25 protein-coding genes are annotated in these 25,382 nt (G+C 59.2%); 10 read left to right on the top strand and 15 right to left on the bottom strand.

The window, feature by feature from the left end:
- Positions 1-56: 56 nt before the first annotated feature.
- Complete coding sequence (tyrS, locus tag A8O26_RS18745) at positions 57-1,256, bottom strand: tyrosine--tRNA ligase (protein ID WP_064119296.1); 1,200 nt, start codon at positions 1,254-1,256, stop codon at positions 57-59.
- Positions 1,257-1,468: 212 nt separating this feature from the next.
- Between tyrS and A8O26_RS18740 the strand changes: the two genes are divergently transcribed.
- Complete coding sequence (locus tag A8O26_RS18740) at positions 1,469-2,893, top strand: peptidoglycan DD-metalloendopeptidase family protein (RefSeq protein ID WP_064119295.1); 1,425 nt, start codon at positions 1,469-1,471, stop codon at positions 2,891-2,893.
- A 3-nt stretch (positions 2,894-2,896) separates the two neighbouring features.
- Entirely contained in the window at positions 2,897-3,988 is a 1,092-nt protein-coding gene (locus A8O26_RS18735; RefSeq protein ID WP_064119294.1) for an anhydro-N-acetylmuramic acid kinase, read from the top strand.
- Between the two features lie 75 nt (positions 3,989-4,063).
- On the opposite strand, the gene erpA is transcribed toward A8O26_RS18735, so the two are convergent.
- Together erpA and argC are read right to left on the bottom strand one after the other, a co-directional pair.
- Positions 4,064-4,414, bottom strand: coding sequence for an iron-sulfur cluster insertion protein ErpA (gene erpA / locus A8O26_RS18730; RefSeq protein ID WP_003176443.1), 351 nt, complete (start codon positions 4,412-4,414; stop codon positions 4,064-4,066).
- A 168-nt stretch (positions 4,415-4,582) separates the two neighbouring features.
- Positions 4,583-5,617, bottom strand: a complete 1,035-nt coding sequence (gene argC / locus A8O26_RS18725) for an N-acetyl-gamma-glutamyl-phosphate reductase (RefSeq protein WP_034155112.1) — start codon at positions 5,615-5,617, stop codon at positions 4,583-4,585.
- Between the two features lie 134 nt (positions 5,618-5,751).
- Between argC and hemJ the strand changes: the two genes are divergently transcribed.
- The 6 genes from hemJ (at position 5,752) to coq7 (ending at position 10,322) form a co-directional block, all read left to right on the top strand.
- Positions 5,752-6,180 (top strand): protoporphyrinogen oxidase HemJ, encoded by a 429-nt coding sequence (hemJ, locus tag A8O26_RS18720; protein WP_064119293.1) that lies wholly within the window; start codon positions 5,752-5,754, stop codon positions 6,178-6,180.
- Between the two features lie 32 nt (positions 6,181-6,212).
- Entirely contained in the window at positions 6,213-7,184 is a 972-nt protein-coding gene (locus tag A8O26_RS18715) for an NAD(P)H-dependent flavin oxidoreductase (RefSeq protein WP_064119292.1), read from the top strand.
- A gap of 77 nt (positions 7,185-7,261) precedes the next feature.
- Positions 7,262-8,212 (top strand): DUF805 domain-containing protein, encoded by a 951-nt coding sequence (locus A8O26_RS18710; protein ID WP_064119291.1) that lies wholly within the window; start codon positions 7,262-7,264, stop codon positions 8,210-8,212.
- A gap of 61 nt (positions 8,213-8,273) precedes the next feature.
- Positions 8,274-9,062, top strand: a complete 789-nt coding sequence (locus tag A8O26_RS18705; protein WP_064119290.1) for an SDR family NAD(P)-dependent oxidoreductase — start codon at positions 8,274-8,276, stop codon at positions 9,060-9,062.
- 81 nt (positions 9,063-9,143) lie between these two features.
- Positions 9,144-9,482 carry a histidine triad nucleotide-binding protein gene (locus tag A8O26_RS18700; RefSeq protein WP_003228789.1) on the top strand — a complete coding sequence of 113 codons (339 nt, stop codon included), beginning with the start codon at positions 9,144-9,146 and terminating at the stop codon, positions 9,480-9,482.
- Positions 9,483-9,674: 192 nt separating this feature from the next.
- Positions 9,675-10,322: a 2-polyprenyl-3-methyl-6-methoxy-1,4-benzoquinone monooxygenase gene (gene coq7 / locus A8O26_RS18695; RefSeq protein WP_064119289.1), complete on the top strand. Its 648-nt coding sequence runs from the start codon at positions 9,675-9,677 to the stop codon at positions 10,320-10,322.
- A 110-nt stretch (positions 10,323-10,432) separates the two neighbouring features.
- On the opposite strand, the gene speD is transcribed toward coq7, so the two are convergent.
- Complete coding sequence (speD, locus tag A8O26_RS18690) at positions 10,433-11,227, bottom strand: adenosylmethionine decarboxylase (RefSeq protein WP_016983471.1); 795 nt, start codon at positions 11,225-11,227, stop codon at positions 10,433-10,435.
- Positions 11,228-11,464: 237 nt separating this feature from the next.
- Positions 11,465-11,887 (bottom strand): OsmC family protein, encoded by a 423-nt coding sequence (locus tag A8O26_RS18685; RefSeq protein ID WP_064119288.1) that lies wholly within the window; start codon positions 11,885-11,887, stop codon positions 11,465-11,467.
- A 237-nt stretch (positions 11,888-12,124) separates the two neighbouring features.
- On the opposite strand from A8O26_RS18685, the gene crp reads away from it, so the two are divergent.
- Entirely contained in the window at positions 12,125-12,769 is a 645-nt protein-coding gene (gene crp / locus A8O26_RS18680) for a cAMP-activated global transcriptional regulator CRP (protein ID WP_008088598.1), read from the top strand.
- Here crp and A8O26_RS18675 read toward each other — a convergent pair.
- The 4 genes from A8O26_RS18675 to A8O26_RS18660 all read right to left on the bottom strand — a co-directional run bounded on the left by A8O26_RS18675 (position 12,766) and on the right by A8O26_RS18660 (position 16,087).
- The gene (locus A8O26_RS18675; protein WP_064119287.1) at positions 12,766-13,464 is read right to left on the bottom strand and encodes a lipoate--protein ligase family protein; all 699 of its coding nucleotides are present in this window, start codon (positions 13,462-13,464) and stop codon (positions 12,766-12,768) included. The genes crp and A8O26_RS18675 overlap by 4 nt on opposite strands.
- 137 nt (positions 13,465-13,601) lie before the next feature.
- Entirely contained in the window at positions 13,602-14,438 is an 837-nt protein-coding gene (trpC, locus tag A8O26_RS18670) for an indole-3-glycerol phosphate synthase TrpC (protein WP_064119286.1), read from the bottom strand.
- The gene (gene trpD / locus A8O26_RS18665; RefSeq protein ID WP_064119285.1) at positions 14,435-15,484 is read right to left on the bottom strand and encodes an anthranilate phosphoribosyltransferase; all 1,050 of its coding nucleotides are present in this window, start codon (positions 15,482-15,484) and stop codon (positions 14,435-14,437) included. The genes trpC and trpD overlap by 4 nt, the downstream gene beginning before the upstream one ends.
- 9 nt (positions 15,485-15,493) lie before the next feature.
- Complete coding sequence (locus tag A8O26_RS18660) at positions 15,494-16,087, bottom strand: aminodeoxychorismate/anthranilate synthase component II (protein ID WP_064119284.1); 594 nt, start codon at positions 16,085-16,087, stop codon at positions 15,494-15,496.
- Between the two features lie 408 nt (positions 16,088-16,495).
- On the opposite strand from A8O26_RS18660, the gene estP reads away from it, so the two are divergent.
- Complete coding sequence (estP, locus tag A8O26_RS18655; RefSeq protein WP_064119283.1) at positions 16,496-18,403, top strand: esterase EstP; 1,908 nt, start codon at positions 16,496-16,498, stop codon at positions 18,401-18,403.
- A gap of 170 nt (positions 18,404-18,573) precedes the next feature.
- Here estP and trpE read toward each other — a convergent pair whose 3' ends face one another.
- From trpE to A8O26_RS18625, 6 genes are all read right to left on the bottom strand, one after another.
- A complete protein-coding gene (trpE, locus tag A8O26_RS18650; protein WP_064119282.1) occupies positions 18,574-20,052 on the bottom strand; it encodes an anthranilate synthase component I in 1,479 nt (492 codons plus the stop codon).
- A gap of 71 nt (positions 20,053-20,123) precedes the next feature.
- Complete coding sequence (locus A8O26_RS18645) at positions 20,124-20,942, bottom strand: phosphoglycolate phosphatase (RefSeq protein ID WP_064119281.1); 819 nt, start codon at positions 20,940-20,942, stop codon at positions 20,124-20,126.
- Positions 20,939-21,613, bottom strand: coding sequence for a ribulose-phosphate 3-epimerase (gene rpe / locus A8O26_RS18640; RefSeq protein ID WP_007918813.1), 675 nt, complete (start codon positions 21,611-21,613; stop codon positions 20,939-20,941). The genes A8O26_RS18645 and rpe overlap by 4 nt, the downstream gene beginning before the upstream one ends.
- Before the next feature lie 114 nt (positions 21,614-21,727).
- Positions 21,728-22,876 carry an iron-containing alcohol dehydrogenase gene (locus A8O26_RS18635; protein ID WP_064119280.1) on the bottom strand — a complete coding sequence of 383 codons (1,149 nt, stop codon included), beginning with the start codon at positions 22,874-22,876 and terminating at the stop codon, positions 21,728-21,730.
- Positions 22,877-23,265: 389 nt separating this feature from the next.
- Positions 23,266-24,090, bottom strand: a complete 825-nt coding sequence (locus A8O26_RS18630) for an ABC transporter permease (RefSeq protein ID WP_064119279.1) — start codon at positions 24,088-24,090, stop codon at positions 23,266-23,268.
- A gap of 12 nt (positions 24,091-24,102) precedes the next feature.
- Entirely contained in the window at positions 24,103-25,350 is a 1,248-nt protein-coding gene (locus tag A8O26_RS18625; RefSeq protein WP_064119278.1) for an ABC transporter permease, read from the bottom strand.
- Between the last annotated feature and the right edge of the window lie 32 nt (positions 25,351-25,382).

Here is a 25,382-nt window from a genome sequence, read left to right as displayed (position 1 = left end):
GGAAGTGGGGCGAATTATAGACATCTGAAATTCGCCGTCAACCCTTATTTTCAGCTTTACTCGGATTTGAGCGTAATACGTGCAAATGCCTTCTTGCCCGCCTGGCAGACATGGGTTGCGCCCAGTACATATATAAAGGAGCGATCAACCACCTCACCATCAACACGTACACCGCCGGACGCCAACAGGTCGCGCGCCGCTGCAGAGTTCTTCACCAGGCCTGCCTTATTAAGGACAGCCGCAATCGGCATGTCTTCAGTGGAGGCCAGTTCGATCTCCGGCAGATCATCCGGCAGTTCGCCATCCTTCATGCGGTTACCCGCCGCGCGATGAGCATTGGCCGCAGCCTCCTCACCATGGAAACGCGCAACGATCTCTTCCGCCAGTTTGATTTTAACGTCCCGCGGATTGGCACCCGCCTCTACATCGGCACGCAATGCATTGATCTCATCCATCGAACGGAAGCTGAGCAGCTCGAAGTAACGCCACATCAATGCATCCGGAATCGAAACCAGCTTGCTGTACATGACGCCCGGCGCTTCTTGGATGCCGACATAGTTGCCCAACGACTTGGACATCTTCTTCACGCCATCCAGACCTTCAAGCAACGGCATGGTCAGAATGCATTGCGCTTCTTGACCATAACCACGCTGCAGCTCACGCCCCATCAGCAAGTTGAACTTCTGATCGGTGCCGCCCAGCTCGACGTCCGCACGCAGTGCCACCGAGTCGTAACCCTGAACCAGCGGATAGAGGAACTCGTGGATAGCGATCGGCTGATTGGTGGTGTAGCGCTTGTCGAAGTCATCGCGCTCAAGCATGCGCGCGACGGTGTATTGCGAAGTCAGGCGAATGAAGTCCGCCGGCCCCATCTGATCCATCCAGGTGGAGTTGAACGCTACTTCGGTTTTCGCCGGATCGAGAATCTTGAACACCTGAGTCTTGTAGGTCTCGGCGTTCTCCAGAACTTGTTCGCGAGTCAGCGGCGGGCGCGTGGCGCTCTTGCCGCTCGGATCACCGATCATCCCGGTGAAATCACCTATAAGGAAGATCACTTGATGCCCCAGCTCCTGGAACTGGCGCAGCTTATTAATAAGCACCGTGTGACCCAAGTGCAGATCCGGAGCGGTTGGATCAAAACCAGCCTTGATACGCAGCGGCTGGCCGCGCTTGAGCTTCTCGATCAGCTCGGACTCGACCAATAGTTCTTCCGCACCACGTTTAATCAGCGCTAGCTGCTCTTCAACCGACTTCATAACAGACCCGCAAGGCTCAGATTCAAAGGGAACCAACCATACAAGATCGCGCACCAATTACAAGTTTTGCCCGGCGCACGGACACCAATCCACAAACGCGCTGTCTGTAGACTTGCTTCAGAGATGATTTGGTTATATTTTATACAGTTATTTCATCTTCATCATGTCATTCATCTTTTCCAATTCATCATTTTTCAAAGTCAAAATTACTTATGACCACAGAACCGTCTAAAGCGCCCCCGCTTTACCCGAAGACCCACCTGCTCGCCGCAAGTGGAATCGCCGCCCTTCTCAGCCTGGCGCTACTGGTATTCCCTTCCAGTGATGTTGAAGCCAAAAAGACGACCCTGAGCCTTGAACTGGAAAGTCCTGCTGAACAACTGACACAAGATCAAGACGCTGCTGACGCCGTTCAAGCCACAAATGAGCCAGTAGCTTCACCGTTTGCCCAGATCGAAAACGCGGACGAAAACACCTCCGAAACCGCTGAGGCCGTGCCGGCGCCCGCTCCGATTGCCGAGAAACCAAAAGCTCCCGGTCATCGCGAAGTCATCGTCTCGAAGGGCGATACGCTGTCCACCCTGTTCGAAAAGGTCGGTCTTCCGGCCGCTGCCGTGCATGAAGTATTGGCCAGCGACAAACAAGCCAAGCAGTTCAGCCAGCTGAAGCATGGTCAGAAACTCGAATTCGAACTCAACCCTGAAGGCCAGTTGACCAGCCTGCACAGCAAGGTCAGCGACGTCGAAACCATCACCCTGACCAAGAACGACAAGGGTTATGCGTTCAACCGGGTAACGGCCAAACCTACGGTGCGCACGGCTTATGTACACGGCGTAATCAACAGTTCGCTGTCGCAATCCGCGGCCCGTGCAGGCCTATCTCACAGCCTGACCATGGACATGGCCAGCGTCTTCGGCTACGACGTCGACTTCGCCCAGGACATCCGCCAAGGCGACGAATTCGACGTGATCTACGAGCAGAAGGTCGTCAACGGTAAAGCCGTCGGCACTGGCCCTATCCTCTCCGCCCGCTTCACCAACCGCGGCAAGACCTACACCGCTGTGCGTTACACCAATAAACAAGGCAACAGCAGCTACTACACCGCTGACGGCAACAGCATGCGCAAGGCGTTCATCCGCACACCGGTGGACTTCGCCCGCATCAGCTCGAAATTCTCCATGGGCCGTAAACACCCGATCCTCAACAAGATCCGCGCCCACAAAGGCGTCGATTACGCAGCGCCACGCGGTACGCCAATCAAGGCTGCCGGTGACGGTAAAGTACTGCTGGCCGGGCGTCGCGGTGGCTACGGCAACACCGTGATCATCCAGCACGGCAACACCTACCGTACGCTGTATGGCCACATGCAAGGCTTTGCCAAAGGCGTGAAGACTGGCGGTACCGTGAAACAAGGCCAAGTGATTGGCTACATCGGCACCACTGGGCTGTCCACCGGGCCGCACTTGCACTATGAGTTCCAGGTCAACGGTGTCCACGTCGACCCGCTGGGCCAGAAGCTGCCAATGGCTGATCCGATTGCCAAGGCCGAACGCGCTCGCTTCCTTGCACAGAGCCAACCGCTGATGGCGCGCATGGATCAAGAGAAGGCCACCATGCTGGCTTCGAGCAAGCGCTAAGCCATGTCCCTGTATATCGGCGTGATGTCCGGCACCAGCCTCGACGGTCTGGACATTGCCCTGATTGAGCAGACCTCGGCGATCAAACTGGTCGCCACGCATTACATTCCCATGCCTGAATCCCTGCGTGCCGAGCTGCTTGGCTTGTGCGCCAGCGGCCCTGACGAGATCGCCCGCTCGGCGATTGCTCAGCAGAACTGGGTGAGGCTCGCTGCGCAGGGCATCCACACCCTCCTTAATCAGCAGCAGCTGAAACCTGCGGCGATTCGTGCGATCGGCAGCCACGGTCAAACGATTCGCCATGAGCCGGCACGCGGCTTTACCGTGCAGATCGGTAACCCTGCCCTGCTGACCGAATTGACGGGCATTACTGTCGTCAGCGATTTCCGCAGTCGCGACGTCGCAGCGGGTGGGCAAGGCGCGCCACTGGTTCCAGCCTTCCATGAAGCTTTATTCGAAGAGCGTACCGGTAACCAGGCCGTCTTGAATGTCGGCGGTTTCAGCAACCTCAGTCTGATTGAGCCGACCAAGCCTGTAGCCGGTTTCGACTGCGGCCCGGGGAATGTTCTGATGGACGCCTGGATTCACCAGCGGCGCGGTGAAAACTACGATCGCAACGGACAATGGGCTGCCAGCGGCGCAATCGAGCCAGCCTTGCTGAAGGCCCTGCTCAGCGATCCGTTCTTCATGACTAAAGGCCCGAAAAGCACCGGCCGCGAAGTGTTCAACCTTGCATGGCTGGAACAGCACCTGGCGCGACTACCGAGCTTCGCGCCTGAAAACGTGCAGGCTACGCTGCTCGAACTTACCGCACTGACCATCGTCGAGTCGCTGCAAAGCGCTCAATCTGCGACTCAAGAATTGTTGGTCTGCGGCGGTGGCGCGCACAACGCCACGCTGATGAAGCGTATGGCCGAGTTGCTGCCGACCACCACGGTCGCCACCACTGCGACCCACGGTGTTGATCCGGACTGGGTTGAGGCCATGGCCTTCGCCTGGCTCGCCCATTGCTGCCTCGAAGGCATCGCCGCCAACCGCCCGAGCGTCACCGGCGCCAAAGGCCTGCGCGTACTCGGCGCGATTTACCCCAACTGACCAAAACACGGGCAACAAAAAACGCCGCAGAACCGTAAGGTTTTGCGGCGTTTTGTTGTCTGAAGCGAAGGACGATCAGATCGAGAACGAAGACCCGCAACCACACGTCGTGGTGGCGTTAGGGTTTTTGATCACGAAGCGCGAACCTTCCAGCCCTTCCTGGTAATCCACTTCAGCACCGGCCAGGTACTGGAAGCTCATCGGATCAACCACCAGACTCACGCCTTCGCGCTCGACGATGGTGTCGTCATCGGCCACGTCTTCATCGAAGGTGAAACCGTACTGAAACCCTGAACAACCGCCGCCCGTAACGAATACGCGCAGCTTCAAGCGATCATTCCCCTCTTCATCGACCAGGCTCTTCACCTTGTGCGCAGCACCATGAGTGAATTGCAAAGCCGTGGGGGTGAAGGATTCGACGCTCATGCTGACTATCTCCCGGCGTTACGCCGCCATAATGCGTGATGACGCGCATTATCCGCTTGTCCTAGAAAATCGGTCAACTATTGTTACGGTATATCAATAAAGCCGACGAGCTGTTCAGAATGCAAAAAGGCCCGTTTGACGGGCCTTTTTGCTGCGCGGCTTAAAGTGTTACGGCAGCATACCGGCATGCGACAGGCCGAAGCGCTCGTCCAGCCCGAACAGGATGTTCATGTTCTGCACCGCCTGCCCCGACGCACCTTTGACCAGGTTGTCGATCACCGACAGCACCACCACCAGATCGCCATCCTGTGGACGGTGCACGGCGATACGGCAGACGTTGGCGCCCCGTACGCTACGAGTCTCAGGATGGCTGCCGGCCGGCATTACATCGACGAACGGCTCATTGGCGTAACGCTTTTCAAACAGCGCCTGCAGATCCACCGAGCGATCAACCACGGTCGCATACAGCGTGGAGTGAATGCCGCGAATCATCGGCGTCAGGTGTGGAACGAAGGTCAATCCCACATCCTTGCCCGCTGCACGACGCAGACCCTGGCGAATTTCCGGCAGGTGACGGTGACCTTTCACCGCGTAGGCCTTCATGCTTTCCGATGTCTCGGAGTACAGCGAACCTACCGCAGCACCACGGCCGGCGCCGCTGACACCGGATTTGCAGTCAGCGATCAGACGCGAAGTGTCGGCCAGACCTGCTTCCAGCAAAGGCAGGAAACCCAGCTGTGTAGCGGTTGGATAGCAACCCGGCACCGCGATCAGGCGAGCTTTCTTGATCTGCTCGCGATTGACTTCCGGCAGACCGTAAACCGCTTCATCGAGCAACTCTGGCGCGCCGTGCGGCTGGCCGTACCATTTGGCCCACTCTTCAGCGTCTTGCAGACGGAAGTCCGCCGACAGGTCGATGACTTTGGTGCCCGCCGCCAGCAACTCGCCCGCCAAGGCGTGCGCGACACCATGCGGCGTAGCGAAGAACACCACGTCGCAGGCGCCGAGGGTTTTGATGTCAGGCACGCTGAAAGCCAAGCCGTCGTAGTGACCGCGCAGGTTGGGGTACATATCAGCCACGGCCAGACCGGCCTCGGATCGGGAAGTGATCACCACCACTTCTGCCTGCGGATGCTGTGCCAACAGACGCAGCAGTTCGACACCGGTGTAACCCGTGCCGCCGACGATACCGACCTTGACCATAAACCTGCCCTCAACGAACCCACTGGAAAGCCGTCGATAATAGGGGCCGCGCGCCCCTGCGACAACCGTCAAGGTGACGTGCGGACGCTCAAGCCTCTACTATCCGGGCTACCGTGAACCTGGAATAACTAAAAATGCTCTATCTATGGATCAAAGCTTTTCACATTGTCAGCGTCGTTTGCTGGTTTGCCGGCCTGTTCTATTTGCCGCGCCTGTTCGTTTATCACGCGCAAAGCGAGGACACTATCAGCAAAGAACGCTTCAGCGTCATGGAGCGCAAGCTGTATCGCGGCATCATGGGGCCGGCGATGATCGCCACGCTGATCTTTGGCGGCTGGCTGATCTACCTCAACCCAAGCATCTTCAGTCAGGGTGGCTGGATCCACGCCAAATTGACGCTGGTCGTCTTACTGATCGGTTACCACCATATGTGCGGCGCGCAAGTAAAACGTTTTGCCCGTGGCGAGAACACCCGCAGCCATGTCTTTTATCGCTGGTTCAATGAAGTGCCGGTTCTGGTATTGCTGGCTATCGTAATTCTGGTCGTGGTTCGGCCGTTCTAACTTCAACAAGCACACTACTTCGGGGTATTCCAATGTCGCTGCCCGCTCTGCTCGAACAACGTCTGCGCCTGCCCGTGGTGGCGGCGCCGATGTTTCTGATTTCCAATCCGGAACTGGTTCTGGCCTGCTGCCGCAATGGCGTGGTCGGCAGCTTCCCGGCACTGAACCAGCGCGAAAGTAGCGGCTTCAAGGCCTGGCTGGAGCAGATCGAGGCAGGCCTGGCGACACTGGACAATCCGGCGCCTTACGCAGTGAACCTGATCGTTCACAACAGCAACCCGCGCTTGCAGGCGGACCTGAGCATCTGCGTCGAACACAAGGTACCCATCGTCATCACCAGCCTTGGTGCGGTGAAAGAACTGGTCGATGCCGTACACAGCTACGGCGGTCTGGTGTTCCACGACGTGACGACCCGTCGTCATGCCGAGAAAGCCGCCGAGGCTGGCGTCGATGGTTTGATTGCGGTCGCCGCCGGAGCCGGCGGTCATGCCGGCACCTGGAGCCCGTTTTCACTGATCGCCGAGATCCGTCAGTTCTTCGACAAAACGTTGTTGCTGGCAGGATGTCTGAACCATGGCCATGAGATTTTGGCCGCTCAGCTGCTGGGTGCGGATTTGGCCTACTTCGGCACGCGATTTATCGGTACGACTGAAAGTCATGCGCCTGACGCCTATAAGGAGATGCTGCTGACAGCCAAAGCGGCCGACATCATCCATACTCCTGCAGTGTCGGGCGTACCGGCCAGTTTCATGCGCCAGAGTCTGGAAGCGGCCGGCTTCGATCTGGCGGCCCTGCAAGGCAAAGGCGAGGTGAATTTCGGCGACAAGCTCAAACCGATCAATGACGAAGCCAAGGCCTGGAAAACCGTGTGGTCGGCCGGCCAGGGAGTTGGCGATATCACGGATCTGCCGAGCGTGGATCAACTGATCGCGCGCCTTGACGCTGAATACCGGCAAGCCCAGGAGCGCGCAGCACAATTGCCCAAACGCTGGCCGCGCGGATAAAAAATCAGGCCAGTCAACCCAAGGCTGGCCTTACACTGACGACCTTTCAACCCATTCGCGACAAGGATGCCTCGGTAATGAGCGAACCCCGTTACAAGATCGTATTCGACGGTACTCTGCAGCCCGGTGTCGATATCACCACGGCCAAGCTCAATCTGGCTGACCTGTTCAAAAGCGACGTGGCCGCCATCGAACGCCTGTTCAATGGCCGCGCCGTGGCACTCAAACGTGACCTGTCCCACAGCGATGCGCAGGCTTATCTGCAAGCGCTGAGCAAAACCGGGATTGACGCGCGCATTGAAGCCGAGACGGCAATCGAACTGAATCTGGCGGACGTCCAGGAACATGCCACGGTCGTGGCAGAACCGGACTCACCGTATGCGCCGCCTCGCGCCAGTGTCGGGGAGCACCTGCCGGCGTTCGCCACACTCAAGCCATTCAGCGTCGAAGGCCGCATCGGTCGCCTGCGCTTTCTCGCCTGGACAATGGTGCTGAGCCTGGTCACGCTGCCCATTATCGGGGTATTCGCCCTGTTGGCGCTTGGCCTGGTCAGCGGCGACTCCACCACCGGCCTGATCATTGGCGGGATCTTCGCCTTCTTCCTGTTTATCGGCTTCCTGATTGTCAGCATTCTGTTCAGCGTCCAGCGCTTGCACGATATCGGCTGGTCGGGCTGGCTTTGGCTGCTCAACCTTGTACCGTTCGTGGGCAGTTTTTTTCCGCTGGTGATCATGGTCGTACCGGGCAATACCGGTGCCAATCGCTACGGCCCTCCCCCTCCGCCGAACAGCACTGCGGTGAAAGTGTTGTGCTCCTTGTGGATCGTGTTTTTTGCGCTGGTGTTTGCCGGCGGCATGCTCGGCGGAATTTCCGCCATCCAGCAGGAATACGAAAGCAATCTGGAAAGCAGCTACGAAAGTGGCTCGGTGACCACTGATGAAGTCGAAGTAGAGGTCGAAGCGCCAGCGGATTCCGCCGACGAGGCCGCCGAAGCGGCGCAGGCCCCTGTAGACTCTGCGAAAGAATGAACAGCGCTCCCCGCCGTGACACCCGCGTCGCCGGCGCGGAGCTGTTGCGATGGAGAATTGCATGACCCGTTACGCACTGATCACCGGCGCTTCCAGCGGCATCGGCCTGGCCATGGCCGAAGCGTTGGCCCGGCGTGGCCGCAGCCTGATTCTGGTGGCCCGACAGCGTGATCAGCTGGAAAGCATTGCGATCGAACTGACCCAGCGTTTTGGCGTCGAGGTATTGTTCCGCGCCTGTGATTTGGGCGAACCGTTACGCCTGTCCGGCTTTTTACTGGAGCTGGAAGAAGGTGACCGCCAGATCGATCTGTTGGTGAACTGCGCCGGCATCGGCACCTGTGGCCCGTTTCTCGCGCAGGACTGGATGACCGAGCAGGATCTGATCGAGGTGAATATCCTCGCCCTCACCCGCTTGTGCCACGCCATCGGCAATAGCATGGCGCTACAGGGTGGCGGACAGATTCTGAACGTTGCCTCGGTCGCCGCGTTCAACCCGGGCCCGTGGATGAGTACCTATTACGCCAGCAAGGCGTATGTCCTGCACTTCTCCGAAGCATTGCGGGTTGAACTCAAACAGAGTGCGGTGAAGGTTTCGGTGCTGTGTCCTGGCCCGACCCGCACGGCATTTTTCCGTAACGCACAGCTCAACAGCGACAAACTCAAAGACAGCAAAATGCTCATGAGCCCCGAGGAAGTCGCGCTGTATACCGTGCGCGCCCTCGACAAAAACCGCGCAATCATCATTCCGGGGCGACGCAATCGCTGGTTCGCGTTCCTGCCACGACTGGGTTCGCGCTGGCTCAATCGCACCATTGTCGGCATGGTCAACAAGGCTTACTGCCCGCGCTGAAATGCCCTACAGGTAAAACACTGGGCGGGATAAGCCGCCCTGAGTACACTCAGACCAGCCCAAACAACGGAGAAAACAGCAGTGGATACTCTGTTCACCAAGATCATCAACCGGGAAATCCCGGCCAAGATCATTTACGAGGACGACCAGGTTCTGGCCTTCCACGACATCGCCCCTCAGGCACCGGTGCATTTCCTGGTGATCCCGAAAAAACCGGTGCGCACGCTCAACGACCTGACCGAAGACGACAAGGCACTGGCCGGGCATATCCTGTTCACTGCGCAGCGTCTGGCGCTGGAACTGGGCTGCGAAGAAGGTTTCCGCGTGGTGATGAACTGCAATGAAAAGGGTGGGCAGACCGTCTACCACATTCATATGCACGTCCTCGGCCAGCGCCAGATGAACTGGCCACCGGGTTGAGCCAAGCCCCCTGTGGGAGCGAGCCTGCTCGCGAAGACGTCGGCACGCTCAACATTTCAGTGCCTGACACCACGCTTTCGCCAGCAGGCTCGCCCCCACAAAAAAGCATGACCACGCAGCAAATGACCCAGCGCAAACCTTCTCCGGCCGATTCGGTTAAACTGGCCGCCGAGATTCTTCCCGGAGGTCAGCATGACTACCCAACGTCACTACTCGCCCATTGACCGTCTTCTGCTGCAAGCCGATGCCGCGATGCGTACCTTGCTGCCCTTCAGCGGCCAGCCGTACCGTCCGTCTCCCGCGATTCTGCAACCGGAAATGCAAATGAGCGACGAAGACACCCGCCACGTCGCCGGTCTGATGCGTATCAACCACACCGGTGAAGTCTGCGCCCAGGCGTTGTATCAAGGGCAGGCGCTGACCGCCAAGCTGCCACAGGTTCGCGAAGCCATGGAGCACGCGGCCGAAGAAGAGATTGATCATCTGGTCTGGTGCGAACAGCGCATCCATCAGCTGGGCAGCCATACCAGCATTCTCAATCCGCTGTTTTATGGCATGTCGTTCGGGATTGGCGCGGTGGCCGGGTTGATCAGCGACAAGGTCAGCCTCGGGTTTGTCGCAGCGACCGAACATCAGGTGTGCAAACACTTGAATGAACATCTGGAACAGTTGCCGGCCGAGGACGAGAAGTCCCGGGCCATTCTGGAGCAGATGCGCATTGATGAAGAACATCATGCGGAGAGTGCGCTGGAGGCTGGGGGGTTCCGTTTTCCGGCACCGGTGAAGTTCGGGATGAGTATTCTGGCCAAGGTGATGACCAAGAGTACTTATCGGATTTGAGATTTGTATTGCTGCAGAGTGCCCCTTCGCGAGCAGGCTCGCTCCCACAGGGGTTCGTGGCAGAAATGAAAAAGGCGACCGAAAGGTCGCCTTTTTTGTGCCCGGGGATCTTAGGTCGGCATGTTGCGCGCGTAGAAGATTTCGAGCATTTCGTGTTTCACCCGGTCGGTCACCTGAGCACGTTGCTCGGGAGACAGGTTGCTGGTGGCGTCGCCGAACAGGTAGTTATCCAGTTCAAAGTTCTTCAGCAGCATTTTGGTGTGGAACAGGTTTTCCTGGTACACGTTCACGTCGGTCATCTGGTACGCGTCGCGAGTGTCTTCGGAGAGGTAGTTCTGGATCGAATTGATCTCGTGGTCGATGAAGTGCTTGTTGCCTTCAACGTCACGGGTGAAGCCGCGCACACGATAGTCCACAGTCACGATGTCCGAATCGAACTGGTGAATGAGGAAATTGAGCGCTTTCAGCGGTGAGATGACACCACAAGTCGACACGTCGATGTCCACACGGAAGGTTGCAATACCGTCGTCCGGATGGATTTCCGGGTAGGTGTGCACCGTAATGTGACTCTTGTCGAGGTGGGCCAGGATAATTTCGGGCAACGGGCCCGGCGATTCTTCGATCTGGCTTTCAGTCGGGGTTACCGGCTCTTCAGAAATCAGAATCGTGACGCTGGCGCCCTGAGGTTCATAGTCCTGACTGGCAATGTTCAGGATGTTGGCACCAATGATCTCGACAACTTCTGTGAGAATCTGCGTCAGGCGTTTCGCGTTGTACTCTTGATTGATGTACTCGACGTAAGCCTGCTGGTCTTGCGGGGTCTCCGCGTAGCAGATGTCATAGATGTTGAAGCTCAAGGTCTTTGTCAGGTTATTGAACCCGTGGAGCTTGAGTTTGCTTTTCACCGTTAAAAACTCTCTATGTATGCGGCGCAGCCGCGTGATCAAGCATGCCCGTCAAGTGCGAACAACGCACCTGCGTAGGACGGTTAACACCTCTTCGCGATGGCGATTTTGGTTATCTGTTCAGGCGGATGACCTGTCGGCTGACCGATCACTGCCCTGAAAAAAGTGGCGCATTATGCAGACGTCAGCGGGGGATCGCCAGAGTCTGCACTGCTTTTATGATAGTTGAATGTCGCTTCAACCGAGTTCGACGATTTCGTAATCGTGAGTGATGACCACGCCAGCGGCGCCGAGCATGATCGAAGCCGAGCAATACTTCTCGGCGGACAACTCGATCGCGCGTTTGACCTGGGCTTCTTTCAGGCCCCGGCCCTTGACCACAAAGTGCATGTGGATCTTGGTGAACACCTTCGGATCTTCGGTCGCGCGCTCGGCTTCAAGGAAGGCTTCGCAGCTTTCAACGGCCTGACGGGACTTCTTCAGAATGCTGACCACGTCGAAGTTGCTGCAACCGCCGACACCGAGCAGGAGCATTTCCATCGGGCGAACACCCAGATTACGCCCACCGGCGTCCGGCGGACCGTCCATCACCACGACATGACCGCTGCCGGATTCGCCGAGGAACATGGCTTCGCCAGCCCATTGGATGCGTGCCTTCATCGCCAAGACTCCACTGTAGAAAAAAGGGTCGCCAGCTTAGCACAGCGCCCCGGCCTGACAGCGAGCGCTGATCCTAGGACGGATGCCTCTACGACGTAGGTAATTTCTCGAATTTTCGACGAAGTGTCTGTTAAGCTGGCGCCAATTCGCTGGCGCCCATGTCAGCTGTGCAGCAACCGCCTTCAGCGCCTCATAAAAAAACCAAACATCACCGTGCAGTCTTTTCGGGATACAACCATGGTTGCTATTACCCCCACACCCAAAATCAAGAACCTCGACAAGCTGTTGATGCATTGCCAGCGCCGTCGCCATGCGGCCAAGAGCAACATCATCTGTGCGGGCGATCGCTCGGACACGCTGTATTTCATCATCAAGGGTTCGGTGACGATCCTGATCGAGGACGACGATGGTCGCGAAATGATCATCGCCTACCTCAACGCCGGGGATTTCTTCGGTGAACTGGGCCTGTTCGAACAAGCCGGCCAGGAACAGGAGCGCAGTGCCTGGGTGCGGGCCAAGGTCGAATGTGAAACCGCGGAAATCAGCTACGCCAAGTTCCGCGAACTGTCGCAGCAAGATCCAGACATTCTTTACGTGCTCAGCGGACAAATCGCACAACGCCTGCGCAACACCACGCGCAAGGTCGGCGACCTGGCGTTCTTCGATGTCACCGGTCGCGTGGCGCGTTGCTTGCTGGAACTGTGCAAGCAGCCAGACGCCATGACCCACCCGGACGGCATGCAGATCAAGGTGACACGTCAGGAGATCGGGCGGATTGTCGGCTGTTCGCGGGAGATGGTCGGTCGCGTGCTCAAGGATCTTGAAGAACGCAACCTGGTCGACGTCAAAGGCAAGACCATGGTGGTCTTCGGTACCCGCTAAGCGTACATCTGCGCCAGCATCAGACGAAACAACTCATCGAGACGCGCCAAGGCCTGTGGCGCGTTGAATTTTTCATGCAGGGCAATGTGGCTTTGCGCCCTCACCCGCTGCTCCAGGCCACACGCTTCGTTGAAGCGATTGACCGCCGCGACCATCGATTCGCGCTCGTCATCCATCAGCATCGCCCCGTGCACCAGACCGACCGGACGCTGTCCGCCCTGACTTTGGCGCCAGCGCTGGGCAGTGCCGACCATTTTGCGGCCGTCGAGATTGACGTTGAAACGACCGTCGCAGAACGCACCGTCAATTTCGCCCAAGGAAGACGTGCCACCCAACTCATCGAGCAACTGACAGATTGGATCGCAGAGACGGTGATAGCCGGTTTCGATGCGGTTCAGGTCGCCCTCGCTGCGCGGTGGTGCGTAGACCAAAGCGATGTTGATGGTGGCGGCGGATTGCGGGACGGGCTCGCCGCCGGTTTCACGCAGCAGGACTGGCCAGCCGGCGGCAGCGGAGACCTCGCAGGCGTGGTCGAATGCGGGCAGGCGATTGAGGCGGCGTGGCATGACCAGTGCGCGATCGCTGGGTTGCCAGAATAGAAGGCCGAATTCTGCGTCGCCGGCGCAGACCGAGGCCAGCAAATCCTGTTCGGCTTGCAGGCCGGCTTCGATGGTCAGGCGGGTTGGCAGCGACATCAAGAACTCCGGAAGATCTGGAATTTTTAGAGGTTATGAGGACGTCTTCGCGAGCAAGCTCGCTCCCACAGGGGAAATGCATTCCAAATGTGGGAGCGAGCTTGCTCGCGAAAGTGTCGACTCGGTCTGAAAGAATATCAGTCGAGGGTCGAACCGCTGATCGACACTCCACGCTCCGGGAAGAACAGGCGCTGCAGCTCAGTGCCCGGACTTTCCGCGCGCATGAACGCTTCGCCGACCAGGAACGAATACACGTCGCTGATTTCCATCAGTTCGACATCGGCACGATTAAGGATGCCGCTCTCGGTAATGACCAGACGATCGCGCGGAATGCGCGGCAGCAGGTCGAGGGTGGTTTCCAGGCTGACATCAAAGGTGTGCAGGTTACGGTTGTTGACCCCCACCAGCGGCGTGTCGAGGGTTTTCAGTGCACGCTCCAGCTCATCGCCATCGTGCACTTCGACCAGCACATCGAGGCCGACGCTTTTGGCGACGGCGGCCAGCTCGGCCATTTTCACGTCATCCAGTGCGGAGACGATCAACAGCACGCAGTCGGCGCCCAGCGCACGCGCTTCGACGATCTGATACGGATCGATCATGAAGTCCTTGCGGATCACCGGCAGGCTGCACGCGGCGCGGGCCTGTTGCAGATAAGCGTCGGCGCCCTGGAAGTAATCGATGTCGGTCAGCACGGACAGACAGGTTGCGCCGCCCTTCTCGTAACTTTTGGCGATCTCGGCCGGAACGAAGTGCTCGCGGATCACGCCTTTGCTCGGCGAGGCCTTTTTGATTTCGGCAATCACCGCTGGCTGCTTCTTCTTCGCTTGCGCCAGCAATGCCTGGGCAAAACCACGGGGTGCATCGGCCGCCTTGGCCAGACTTTCCAGCTCGCTCAAGCTGACGCGAGCACTACGCTCGGCGACTTCCTGAACTTTGCGCGCCAGAATGTTTTCCAGAACCGTCGGTACACTCATCCTTCATTCTCCACTCTGAATACCGCGGTAAAGGCACCCAACTCCTCGAGTTTTTCCCGAGCGAGACCGGTGTGCAGCGCGTCGTGCGCAAGCTCGACACCCTGTTTCAAACTGCTCGCCACGTCGGCGGCGTACAGCGCAGCACCGGCGTTGAGCACAATCATTTCGGCGGCTTTCTGGCCGTTTTCGGTTTTGCGCTTGCCGAGGGCATCGCGGATCAGCGCCAGCGACGCTTCCGGGCCGTCGACCGACAGGCCGTGCAGGCTCTGGCTCTTCATGCCGAGATCTTCCGGCTCGACCCAATATTCGCTGATCTCGTCGTTTTTCAGCTCGGCGACAAAAGTCGGAGCGGCGAGGCTGAACTCGTCCAGACCGTCCTTCGAATGCACCACCAGCACGTGCTTGCTGCCCAAGCGCTGCAAGACTTCGGCCAACGGCCGGCACAGTGCCGGCGTGAACACGCCCACCACCTGATGTTTCACACCGGCCGGATTCGTAAGCGGGCCGAGCATGTTGAACAGCGTACGCAGGCCGAGATCGCGGCGCGGGCCGGCGGCGTACTTCATGGCTTTGTGGTGGGTCTGGGCGAACATGAAACCGATGCCGACGTTATCGATGCAACGCGCGACCTGAACCGGCGTCAGGTTCAGATAAATGCCGGCAGCTTCCAGCAAGTCGGCGCTGCCGCTCTTGCCCGATACCGCACGGTTGCCGTGCTTGGCCACTGTGCAACCGGCAGCAGCAACAACAAACGAAGAAGCGGTCGATACGTTGAAAATATTGGCACCGTCACCGCCGGTACCGACCACATCGACCACGCCGTCGAGGGTCTTCAGCTCAACCTGATCAGCCAGCTCACGCATCACCGACACGGCGCCGACGATTTCGTCGATGCTCTCGCTCTTCATGCGCATGGCCATCATGAACGCGCCGATCTGCGCGTCGCTGCATTGGCCGGTCATGATTTCGCGCATCACGTCGCGCATTTCATCGGTACTGAGGTCGAGGTGATCGACGATACGGCTCAGGGCTGTCTTGATATTCATGGGAAGTCCTTAGCGCGTGCCGCCGGTTTGTTTGAGGAAGTTGGCAAACAGCTCATGACCCTGCTCGGTCAGGATCGACTCGGGGTGGAACTGTACGCCCTCAATGTTCAGGGACTTGTGACGCAGGCCCATGATTTCGTCGACCGAACCGTCATCGTGCTGAGTCCACGCGGTCAGCTCCAGGCAATCGGGCAACGTCGCGTGCTTGACGATCAGCGAGTGGTAGCGGGTAACCGTCAGCGGATGATTCAGACCAGCGAAAACGCCCTTGTCCTCATGGAATACCGGACTAGTCTTACCGTGCATCACTTGCCGGGCGCGCACTACATCGCCGCCAAAAGCCTGGCCGATGGACTGGTGACCCAGGCAGACGCCGAGGATCGGCAGTTTGCCGGCAAAGTGCTTGATCGCTTCGATGGAGATGCCGGCTTCGGTTGGCGTGCACGGACCTGGGGAAATCACGATGCGCTCAGGTTTGAGGGCTTCGATTTCGGCGATGCTCAGTTCGTCGTTGCGCACGACTTTGACTTCGGCACCCAGTTCGCCGAGGTATTGCACAACGTTGTAAGTAAAGGAGTCGTAGTTGTCGATCATCAGCAACATGGCGTTTCGAACCTCTTGAATTCTGACTTGGAGACAGCCTTCAGATGACTTGCCCGCAGGGCGCTGCACGATGTCGGACGCAGGCAGGTGCGTCGGCACAGCGGCATTTCAAACGGGCAAGGAAGGCAAAGCGATACAGATCCGGCGGAGCCGGCAGAAAAGATTCAGGCGCGCCAACGCCAGCGGGCGTGTGCCTTGATGACTTGATCCAGAAGTTTGCTGGTGATCAACACGGGGAAGGTCTCGTTCATACGTTCCGGCACAGTAACTTAGCTGGGCGGAGCGTGCAATATGGCCGGGCCTTTGGGGGATAAATCCAGGGGAGGATTCGCGACCGATGGCAAAACGCCGGGAGTTTTTGGTACTGTCGTTTCGTTCACCTACAACAATAAATAAACGGACTTGCTCATGATCAAACAGACGTTGTTTGTACCGCTGGCCGGATGCTTGCTCGCACTGGCCTGCGCCCAGGCCAATGCCGCACCCAATCCCTATTCGAATTTCATTGTTTTCGGCGACAGCCTGAACGATGCCGGGACCTTTACCGACACGGGTGGCCCGGCCGGCGCCACTCAGCGTTACACCAACCGGACGGGGCCGGTGTATCTGGACGGCAGCGGTGAACTGCGCTCGCTGAACTCCACACAACTGCTGGGCGGACGCCTGGGTTTCAGCCCCGACCAGACCGCCTCCTCAAGTTCCGCCGTACGCGCCAACGAAGGCCTGCCGGACGGCAACAACTGGGCGGTCGGCGGTTATCGCACCGACCAGATTCTCGACTCGATCACCACGCAATCGGCCACGGGCGAACGCACCCGCGCCGGTTACCTGCCGTCGAACGGCTTTCGCGCCGATCCTAACGCGCTGTACTACATTTCCGGCGGCGGTAACGACTTTCTGCAAGGTCGCATTCTCAGTCTGCCGCAAGCCAACGCCGCCGCCGATCGCCTCGCTGACAGCGTGCAGACGTTGCAAACTGCCGGTGCCAAATACGTGATGGTCTGGCTGCTGCCTGACGTTGGCCTTACGCCGGCCATCAACGGCACCCCGCTGCAAGCCTTCAGCAGTCAACTCGCCGGCCAGTTCAACAACCAGTTGGTCACGCGCCTGCAAGGCATCAACGCCGAAGTCATTCCGTTGAACATTCCGGTCCTGCTCTCGGAAGTGTTTGCCGACCCGGGACGCTTTGGCCTGGCGACTGATCAGAACCTGACCGCGACCTGCTTCAGTGGCAGCGGCTGCACCGAGAACGCGCGTTACGGGATCAACAGTGCAACACCCGACCCGACCAAGCTGATCTACAACGACGGCGTACACCCGACCGAAGCCGGGCAAAAACTGATCTCCGACTACGCCTACTCTCTACTCGCCGCACCGTGGGAACTGACGCTGTTACCGGAAATGGCCCACGCCACCTTGCGCGCGCATCAGGATGAACTGCGCAACCAATGGCAGGCGGATTGGGAAAACTGGCAAGCGGTCGGCCAATGGCGCGCCATTGTTTCGGCTGGCGGCCAGCATCTGGATGTCGACAGCCAGAGCAGCGGCGTCAGTGCCGACGGCAGTGGTTACAACCTCAACGTCGGCGGTAGCTATCGTCTGAATGACGCTTGGCGCGTCGGTGTCGCTGGCGGTTTCTATCGACAGACGCTGGAAGCCGGTCATAACGATTCGGACTACAAACTCAACAGCTATCTGGCCACCGCATTCGCCCAGTTCCAGCAGAATCGCTGGTGGGCTGACATGGCGTTGACCGGCGGTAAACTCGACTACGACAACCTCAAGCGCAAGTTCGATCTCGGCGCCAGCGAGGGTGCGGAGAAAGGTGATACCGACGGCCATCTGTGGGCCTTCAGCACCCGCGTCGGTTACGACATTGCCCAACCGGGCAGCGAATGGCACCTGTCGCCGTTCGTCAGCGCCGATTACGCCAGCGTTGATGTCGACGGTTATTCTGAGAAGAGCAACCGTGCCACAGCGTTGACCTTCGATGATCAGACCCGCGACTCGAAACGCCTGGGTCTGGGCTTGCAGGGCAAGTACAACATTACCCCGCAAACTCAGGTGTTCGGCGAGTACGCTCACGAGCGTGAGTACGAAGATGACGTGCAGAAGGTCCGCATCGCGCTCAATACCTTGCCGGCCAATGACTTCAAGCTTGAGGGCTATACCCCGCAAAGTCATTTGAACCGTTTGAGCCTGGGTGTGAGCCATAAGCTGACGGCGGATCTGGCGCTGCGCGGCGGCTATTCGTTGCGCAAGGATGATGATTTTACCCAGCAGGGGGTTAACGTCGGCGTTGTGCTCGACTTCTAAGTCACCAGCACAAAAAAAGCGGCGCCCTTACAGGCGCCGCTTTTTTATGGCTACACACAAATCGAATGTGGGAGCGAGCTTGCTCGCGAAAGCGGTGGGTCAGCCAGCATAAATACTGACTGACAGGGCCCCTTCGCGAGCAAGCTCGCTCCCACAGGGAAGATCAGTGATCAGTCCGGGGTTTGCTCGGCCAGGGCCACGGCGCGGAACATCGCGCGGCGCTTGTTCAGGGTCTCTTCCCACTCCAGCGCCGGCACCGAGTCGGCGACGATGCCGCCACCGGCCTGCACGTGCAGTTCGCCGTTCTTGATCACGGCAGTACGGATCGCAATCGCGGTGTCCATGTTGCCGTTCCAGGCGAAGTAGCCGACCGCACCGCCATATACACCGCGCTTGACCGGTTCCAGCTCGTCGATGATTTCCATCGCGCGAATCTTCGGTGCACCGGACAAGGTGCCCGCCGGCAGAATCGCCCGCAGTGCGTCCATCGCCGTCAGCCCGGCCTTCAATTGGCCGGTAACGTTGGAAACGATGTGCATCACGTTGGAATAACGCTCGATAACCATCTTCTCGGTGAGCTTCACCGAGCCGATTTCCGAGACGCGACCAGTGTCGTTACGGCCCAGATCGATCAGCATCAAGTGCTCGGCGATCTCCTTGTCGTCCGACAGCAGATCTTCTTCCAGCGCCACGTCCGCTTCTTCGGTGGCGCCACGTGGGCGAGTACCGGCAATCGGGCGCACGGTGATCAGGTTGTCTTCAACCCGTACCAACACTTCCGGCGAACTGCCGACGACGTGGAAGTCGCCGAAGTTGAAGAAGTACATGTACGGCGTCGGGTTGAAGCAACGCAGAGCGCGATACAGATCGATGGGTGCAGCCTTGAAGTCGATCGACATGCGCTGCGACGGCACGACCTGCATGCAGTCACCGGCAAGGATGTACTCCTTGATGGTGTCGACGGCTTTTTCGTAATCGTCCTGAGTGAAACTGGAACGGAACACCGGGTCAGCCGCTTGCTGCTTGCTGAAATCCAGACCACGGCGCGGAGTGATCGGCTGGCGCAGTTTCTCCAGCAACGCCTGCAATTGCGCCTGACCTTGTTCGAAGGCATCGGCCTGCGCAGGGTCGGCCAACACGATCGCGTGCATCTTGCCGGCGAGGTTGTCGAACACCACGACGGCATCGGAAACCATCAGCAGAATGTCCGGCACGCCCAGCGGATCAGGGTTCGGGCACTTGCCCAGGCGTTTTTCGACATAGCGCACGCAGTCGTAACCGAAATAACCGACCAGACCACCGTTGAAGCGCGGCAGACCGGCGATGGTCGGCACGTTGTAGCGCGCCTTGAAGGTTTCGACGAAGGCCAGCGGGTCTTCAACATCATGGCTTTCAGTCTCAACGCCATCGACGGTGATGCTGACGTGATGATCGTGAACGCGCATAACCGTGCGGCATGGCAGACCGATAATCGAGTAACGGCCCCATTTCTCGCCGCCCTGCACCGATTCGAGCAGGTAGGAGTTGGGCTGGTCGGCCAGTTTCAGGTAGATCGACAGCGGTGTGTCGAAGTCGGCCAGGGTTTCGCAGGCCAACGGAATGCGGTTGTAGCCGTCAGCGGCCAAGCGCAGGAATTCTTCGCGGATCATAAGGTGCCTCGTGGTGTGAGGGGCAAATCAGTCAGGTATGCAAACGCGCCGGCAGGCCGGCCAGGAACAAGTCAGGCGCGCCAACGCCAGCGGGCCAGGGCCTTGATGACTTTCATCCAGAGTTTGCGAGTGACCACCACGATGGCGTTTCCAGAATGGGATTGAGAAGCGTCGGGCAACGTTATCTCAGCGGCCGAACCGAGGCAACCGGGAATTAGCTTGCGCAGATCGTCGATCACCAATGCCGGCGATTCCTCGGCAATCGGCCTGCCGTGGTTGTAGCCATAACTCAGCGCCACGCATTTGACCCCTGCTGCTTTCGCCGCCAGCACATCGCTGCGCGAGTCGCCGACGAACAACGATTGCGAGGCCGGGATGTTGGCCATTTTCATCACGAAGAACAGCGCCGCCGGATCAGGCTTTTTCTGCGGCAAGGTATCGCCGCCGATGATCCACTTGAAGTAGCGGCCGATTTTCATCTGATCCAGCAGCGGCGCGACGAAGCGCTCCGGTTTGTTGGTGATCAGCGCCATGGCCACGCCTTGTTTGTGCAGCCACTTGAGGGTGTCGCGCACACCGGGATAAACCACGGTCAGCTCATGGCTGGCGCCGTAAGCCTCCATGAACACTTCCAGCGCGTGCTCGGCCTCGACGTCATCCACCGCCGAATGATCGATGCCACCGGCCAAAGCACGGCGCACCAGAACCGGCGCGCCGTTGCCAACCCACTCGCGCACCGACTCGATGCCGGCGGGCTGGCGGCCGAGGGAGAGCAGCATGGTGTCCACCGCCGCTGCCAGGTCTGGAACCGAGTCGATCAGCGTGCCATCCAGATCGAACATCACCAGCCGAGGCAGTTTTCCCGGGAACAGCTGCTCAAACCCACTCATGGGCGCGCCAGCGCCAGTTCGGAGCGCATCTTGTCGATGACTTCCTGATAGTTCGGCGCATTGAAGATTGCCGAGCCGGCGACAAAGGTGTCCGCGCCAGCCGCCGCGATCTCGCGGATGTTGTTGACGTTGACGCCGCCGTCGATTTCCAGACGGATGTCACGGCCCGAGGCATCGATGATCGCCCGCGCTTCGCGCAGTTTGTCGAGGGTGCCGGGAATGAACTTCTGCCCGCCGAAACCCGGGTTGACGCTCATCAGCAAGACCATGTCGACCTTGTCGATCACGTACTTGAGCACGTCCAGCGGGGTCGCCGGGTTGAACACCAGACCGGATTTGCAGCCGCCTTCACGGATCAGTTGCAGCGAGCGATCAACGTGCAGCGTGGCTTCCGGGTGGAAGGTGATGTAGGTCGCGCCGGCTTCGATGAAGTCGCCAACGATGCGATCCACCGGGCTGACCATCAGGTGTGCGTCGATCGGCGCGGTGACGCCGTACTTGCGCAACGCCGCGCAAACCATCGGGCCGATGGTCAGGTTCGGTACGTAGTGGTTGTCCATGACGTCGAAGTGGACGAAGTCGGCGCCGGCGGCCAGAACATTGTCCACTTCCTCGCCGAGGCGGGCGAAGTCGGCGGAGAGAATCGACGGAGCAATTACGAAGGGCTGCATGACGCACCTTTTCTGAGCTAAATCACGATGGCGCGCATTGTATACCTCAAGTTTCCCAGCGCGCACCGTGACCGCGATGATTGGGTTATGCCATGACCGATGACCGGCGCTGACTCAGTACGCCGCGCGGTAGATCTTCTCGATGTCGGCAGCGCTGAGTTTGCGCGGGTTGTTGCGCATCAGCCGCTCGATCCCCGCCGCTTCCACGGCCATCGCCGGGATCGCCTCTTCCGGCACACCGAAACTGCGCAGGCCGGCAGGAATTTCCACCGCTGCGCACAGATCGGTCATCGCCTGCACGGCTTTGTCCGCCGCTTCGGCGGCACTCAGATGAGCGGTGTTCACGCCCATGGCTTCGGCAATATCCTGCATGCGTTCGACGCAGGCCATCTTGTTCCAGGTCATGACATACGGCAGCAGCAAGGCATTGCTGACGCCATGAGCAATGTTGAAGCGACCGCCCAGCGGATACGCCAGCGCATGCACCGCGCCGACCCCGGCATTGCCGAACGCCATGCCGGCCATCAGGCTGGCGGTGGCCATGTCTTCGCGGGCTTGCAGGTTGGCGCCGTTGGCGTAGGCCTTGGGCAGGGCTTTGGCGATCAGCTTGATGGCGCCGATGGCCAGCGCGTCGGTGATCGGCGAGGCATTCACCGACAAGTAGGATTCGATGGCGTGCACCAACGCGTCGACGCCACTGGCGGCGGTGACGCTGCGCGGGCAAGTCAGGGTCATCTGCGGGCTGACCAGCGCGACGTCGGGCAATAGATAGTCGCTGACGATGCCTTTCTTCAGCTGCGCGACTTTGTCCGAAAGGATTGCGACGTTAGTGACTTCTGAACCGGTGCCGGCGGTGGTCGGGATGGCGATCAGCGGCGGGCCTTTGCGCGGCACTTGATCGACGCCGAACAGGTCTTCCAGCGCGCCGTGGTAACCGGCATAGGCGGCAACACTTTTGGCGATGTCGATGGCGCTGCCGCCACCGAGGCCGATCAAACCGTCATGCCCGCCCTCGCGGTAAACGCGCATGCAGTCTTCGACGATGGCGATTTCCGGGTCGGGTAGTACGCGGTCGAAAATCTCGTAGTCGCGCCCACCGAGTTGCACCAGCGCCAGCTCGACCGTGCCGGATTTGACCAGCGCGGCGTCGGTGACAATCAGCGGGTTGTCGATGTCGAGGCGCGTGAGTTCGGCGGCGAGTTGTTCGATGGCGGCGGCGCCGGTGATCAGTTTGTGAGCGATTTTGAACTGGGACAGACTCATCGTGCGCAGCCTCTTATAGATGTGGGAGCTGGGCACAAGATTAGCTGGGGATTTGGGGTTGTCTGCTATTCAGGTGGTGAATGACCATCGAGGGCAAGAGCAAGAGCCCCTCACCCTAGCCCTCTCCCGGAGGGAGAGGGGACTGACCGGGTCGTACTCTCGAAGTACATCGACCTGAATTACCGAGTCGAACTCAGGTTTGAAAACCATGAAGATCGGCTCCCTTTCCCCCAAAGGTAAAAAAACTGACCGAGGTGGATGGGAGAGGTACGCAAACTTGCGATACCGAGTCGAACTCAGACTCTGAACAGCACGAATATCTGCTCCCTTTCCCCTCGCCCCCTTGGGGGAGAGGGCTGGGGTGAGGGGGTAAGCTTTTGATCTGCCCCTTAAACCTGAGCAGTACGCAGCTTCTCGCTGCGGCCTCGTAACCACTCAAGGGTCAGCAACAGGATGACCGAGAACGCAATCAGCAAAGTAGCCGCCGCCGCAATCGTCGGGCTGAGGTTTTCGCGAATCCCGCTGAACATCTGCCGAGGCAACGTCGCCTGTTCAGGCCCTGCAAGAAACAACGTCACCACCACCTCATCAAACGAAGTCGCAAAGGCAAACAGCGCCCCGGAAATCACCCCCGGCGCAATCAACGGCAATGTCACCCGACGAAAAGCGGTCAACGGCGAGGCACCGAGACTGGCAGCAGCCCGCACCAGATTATGGTTAAACCCCTGCAACGTCGCCGACACGGTGATGATTACAAACGGCACACCCAACACCGCATGCACCACAATCAGCGAGAAGAAGCTGTTGCCCAGCCCCAACGGCGCGAAGAACAGATAACTCGCCACCCCAATGATCACCACCGGCACCACCATCGGCGAGATCACCAACGCCATCACCAGCGCTTTGCCGGGGAAGTCGCCACGGGTCAGGCCAATCGCCGCCAGCGTGCCGAAGATCATCGCCAGCACCGTGGCCGCCGGGGCGACGATGATGCTGTTCTTCAGTGCGCGCATCCATTCCGCCGAGGCGAAGAAATCCTGATACCAGTGCAGCGAGAAGCCCTGCAGCGGATACACCAGAAAGCTCCCCGAATTGAACGACAGCGGAATGATCACCAGCACCGGCAGAATCAGGAACAACAAAATCAGGCCGCAGAGGATCCGCAGGCTGTAGAACCACACCCGTTCGATGGGCGACATGTAAGGACTCAGCATCTCGAATTCCCCTTAGCTCAGGCGCAGGCGACTGGCGCCCACCAGCCAGCTGTAAATCAGATAAAGCACCACGGTCGCCAGCAGCAACAGCCCGCCCAGCGCGGTGGCCATGCCCCAATTGATGCTGGTGTTGGTGTAGAAGGCGACGAAGTAACTGACCATTTGATCGTTCGGGCTGCCGAGCAGCGCCGGGGTGATGTAGTAGCCGATGGCGAGGATGAACACCAACAGGCAACCGGCGCCAACACCGGCATAAGTCTGCGGGAAGTACACCCGCCAGAAACTGGCGAACGGGTGGCAGCCGAGGGAAATGGCGGCACGCATGTAGGTCGGCGAGATGCCTTTCATCACGCTGTAGATCGGCAGGATCATGAACGGTAGCAGGATGTGCACCATCGAGATGTACACGCCAGTGCGGTTGAACACCAGCTCCAGCGGCTTATCGATGATGCCCATGGCCATCAAGCCACTGTTGATCAGACCGCCCGATTGCAGCAGTACGATCCACGCGGCGACGCGCACCAGAATCGAGGTCCAGAACGGCAGCAGCACCAGAATCATCAGCAAATTGCTCTGGCGCGATGGCAGGTTCGCCAGCAGGTACGCCAGTGGATAAGCCAGCAGCAGGCAGATCACGGTGATGATCAGGCCCATCCAGAAGGTGCGAGCGAAGATGTCGAGGTAGATCGCCTGATCGGGGGTGGCCGGGGCGATTTCGCCGAGGTCGTCGATGCGGTGATCGACTGCCGCCAGCAGGTAATACGGGGTGATGCTGCTGGTGTTGCGTTTGACCGCTTGCCAGTAGGCCGGATCGCCCCAACGTTCGTCGAGACCTTCCAGGGCTTCTTTATAAGAGGCCGGTTCGCTGGCAAACGGCAGCGCCCGGGCAGTTTTGGTCAGCAGGCTGCGGTAGCCGGCCAACTCCATGTTCAAGCGCTTGGACAAATCGCCCAGCGTCTGGTTTTTACGCGCTTCGGCGAGGTCTTCGCCGGCGGCTTTGTAGACCGGTTCAGCGGGCAGGCCGCGGCCGTCCCAACTGGCGATGGCCGCTACGGTGCGCGGCATGCCGCCAACCACTTCGGGGTTGCCGACGCTTTTGTAGAGCAGCGCCACGATCGGCACCAGAAACACCAGCAGCAGAAACAGCACCAGCGGCGCAATCAGCGCTTGAGCCTTCCAGCGGTTGACCCGCTCGGCGCGCTTGAGCTTCTGCTTCAAGGTGGGGCTGTTGCCCTCGTTCAGGGGAACGGCGATGGCCATGACGTACTCCGCAAATCTTTGATCGTTACAGA

Source organism: Pseudomonas fluorescens, assembly GCF_001648775.1.
Classification (GTDB): domain Bacteria; phylum Pseudomonadota; class Gammaproteobacteria; order Pseudomonadales; family Pseudomonadaceae; genus Aquipseudomonas; species Aquipseudomonas fluorescens_M.
Note: the sequence above shows the minus strand (reverse complement) of the source record. Positions and strands in the feature narration are given on the sequence as shown.

Excerpts from the sequence above, each read along its gene's own strand:
- A8O26_RS18675 (WP_064119287.1), bottom strand. The coding sequence starts at position 13,464 with ATGTCGCTGCCAACCCGCCTGACCATCGAAGCCGGCCTGCAAGCCGAA.
- A8O26_RS18630 (WP_064119279.1), bottom strand. The coding sequence starts at position 24,090 with ATGCTGAGTCCTTACATGTCGCCCATCGAACGGGTGTGGTTCTACAGC.
- erpA (WP_003176443.1), bottom strand. The coding sequence starts at position 4,414 with ATGAGCGTCGAATCCTTCACCCCCACGGCTTTGCAATTCACTCATGGT.
- A8O26_RS18715 (WP_064119292.1), top strand. The coding sequence starts at position 6,213 with ATGTCGCTGCCCGCTCTGCTCGAACAACGTCTGCGCCTGCCCGTGGTG.
- A8O26_RS18710 (WP_064119291.1), top strand. The coding sequence starts at position 7,262 with ATGAGCGAACCCCGTTACAAGATCGTATTCGACGGTACTCTGCAGCCC.
- A8O26_RS18705 (WP_064119290.1), top strand. The coding sequence starts at position 8,274 with ATGACCCGTTACGCACTGATCACCGGCGCTTCCAGCGGCATCGGCCTG.
- A8O26_RS18740 (WP_064119295.1), top strand. The coding sequence starts at position 1,469 with ATGACCACAGAACCGTCTAAAGCGCCCCCGCTTTACCCGAAGACCCAC.
- A8O26_RS18735 (WP_064119294.1), top strand. The coding sequence starts at position 2,897 with ATGTCCCTGTATATCGGCGTGATGTCCGGCACCAGCCTCGACGGTCTG.
- A8O26_RS18685 (WP_064119288.1), bottom strand. The coding sequence starts at position 11,887 with ATGAAGGCACGCATCCAATGGGCTGGCGAAGCCATGTTCCTCGGCGAA.
- A8O26_RS18635 (WP_064119280.1), bottom strand. The coding sequence starts at position 22,876 with ATGAGTCTGTCCCAGTTCAAAATCGCTCACAAACTGATCACCGGCGCC.
- tyrS (WP_064119296.1), bottom strand. The coding sequence starts at position 1,256 with ATGAAGTCGGTTGAAGAGCAGCTAGCGCTGATTAAACGTGGTGCGGAA.
- argC (WP_034155112.1), bottom strand. The coding sequence starts at position 5,617 with ATGGTCAAGGTCGGTATCGTCGGCGGCACGGGTTACACCGGTGTCGAA.
- trpC (WP_064119286.1), bottom strand. The coding sequence starts at position 14,438 with ATGAGTGTACCGACGGTTCTGGAAAACATTCTGGCGCGCAAAGTTCAG.
- A8O26_RS18625 (WP_064119278.1), bottom strand. The coding sequence starts at position 25,350 with ATGGCCATCGCCGTTCCCCTGAACGAGGGCAACAGCCCCACCTTGAAG.
- hemJ (WP_064119293.1), top strand. The coding sequence starts at position 5,752 with ATGCTCTATCTATGGATCAAAGCTTTTCACATTGTCAGCGTCGTTTGC.
- A8O26_RS18645 (WP_064119281.1), bottom strand. The coding sequence starts at position 20,942 with ATGAGTGGGTTTGAGCAGCTGTTCCCGGGAAAACTGCCTCGGCTGGTG.
- coq7 (WP_064119289.1), top strand. The coding sequence starts at position 9,675 with ATGACTACCCAACGTCACTACTCGCCCATTGACCGTCTTCTGCTGCAA.
- crp (WP_008088598.1), top strand. The coding sequence starts at position 12,125 with ATGGTTGCTATTACCCCCACACCCAAAATCAAGAACCTCGACAAGCTG.
- trpD (WP_064119285.1), bottom strand. The coding sequence starts at position 15,484 with ATGAATATCAAGACAGCCCTGAGCCGTATCGTCGATCACCTCGACCTC.
- trpE (WP_064119282.1), bottom strand. The coding sequence starts at position 20,052 with ATGATCCGCGAAGAATTCCTGCGCTTGGCCGCTGACGGCTACAACCGC.
- estP (WP_064119283.1), top strand. The coding sequence starts at position 16,496 with ATGATCAAACAGACGTTGTTTGTACCGCTGGCCGGATGCTTGCTCGCA.
- rpe (WP_007918813.1), bottom strand. The coding sequence starts at position 21,613 with ATGCAGCCCTTCGTAATTGCTCCGTCGATTCTCTCCGCCGACTTCGCC.
- A8O26_RS18660 (WP_064119284.1), bottom strand. The coding sequence starts at position 16,087 with ATGTTGCTGATGATCGACAACTACGACTCCTTTACTTACAACGTTGTG.